Origin of the sequence: Janthinobacterium sp. SUN137 (genome assembly GCF_030587265.1) — a bacterium.
Classification (GTDB): domain Bacteria; phylum Pseudomonadota; class Gammaproteobacteria; order Burkholderiales; family Burkholderiaceae_D; genus Janthinobacterium; species Janthinobacterium kumbetense.
This window is the reverse complement of record NZ_JAPWHZ010000027.1, coordinates 1-1167: the sequence shown is the minus strand read 5'-3', so window position 1 is coordinate 1167 and position 1167 is coordinate 1. Positions and strand designations below refer to the sequence as shown.

Genomic DNA, 1167 nt, shown 5'->3' with positions numbered 1-1167 from the left:
TCGCTCGCGGTCTGCGGCGCCACGTATTCCTGCTGCGAGGCGCCCGCATCCGCGGCGGGCAAGGCCTTCCGGTCCACTTTGCCGTTGGGCGTCAGCGGCAAGGCATCGAGCACCATCCATGCCGTTGGCACCATGTAATCGGGAAGCTGCGCCTGCAATTGCGCCTGCAACTGCGCGACCGACAATTGCGCATCCAGCCCGGCCACCACATACGCCACCAGCCGCTTGTCGCCGGGGACATCCTCGCGCATGGCGACCACTGACTCGCGCACGTCCGCGCAGGCCAGCAGCTGGCTTTCGATTTCCCCCAGCTCGATACGGAAACCGCGCAGTTTCACCTGATCGTCGATGCGGCCGGCGAATTCCAGGCTGCCGTCCGCCAGATGGCGCACCAGATCGCCCGTCTTGTACAGACGCGAACCGGGCTCGCCAAACGGATTGGCAATGAATTTTTCGGCCGTCAGCTCGGAACGGTTCAGGTAGCCGCGCGCCAGGCCCACGCCGCCGACGTGCAATTCCCCCAGCACGCCAACCGGCACCGGGTTCAGGCAGCGGTCCAGCACATAGAGCTGGGTGTTGGCAATCGGGCGGCCAATCGTGATGACCTGGCCGGGCCGCAGTTCGGCCGTGCTGACCCAGACCGTGCTTTCGGTCGGCCCGTAGGCATTGAACACCCGGCATACCGACAGCCACGGCGCCACAACCTGCGCGCCGCAGGTTTCGCCCGCCAGCACCAGGGCCTCCAGCGCATAGCCCGCGCCACTGTCCAGGTGCGGCAACAGCGCCGGCGGCAAGGTCGCATGCGTGATGCCGTGCTCGCGCAGGAAGGTCTGGATCGCGGCCGGATTGTGCCGCTGTTCCTCCGTGCAGACGTGGAAGGCGGCGCCGCGCAGCAGCGCCATGATCCATTCGAAGGTCGCCGCGTCGAAGCTCAGCGATGCGAAGCCGAGCACGCGGCTATCGTCGGCCACGCCGAACATGGCCTGCTGGCTGACCGCCAGGTTACAGGCGCCGCGATGCGCGATCTGCACGCCCTTCGGCTGCCCGGTCGAGCCGGATGTGTAGATCACGTAGGCCAGATGGGCAGGCTGCACCGCTGTGCGCGGATTGTCGCGGCGATAGCCGGACAGCGCCTGCCAGCCGCTGTCCAGGCTGACCACCTTGGCA

Annotated in this window: 1 protein-coding gene; it reads right to left on the bottom strand. The window is 67.4% G+C overall.

Annotated elements, in window-relative coordinates; all coding sequences use genetic code 11:
* Window positions 1–1167 (bottom strand): amino acid adenylation domain-containing protein (locus tag O3298_RS29125; protein ID WP_305061208.1); only part of this gene is annotated, 1167 nt, incomplete at both ends.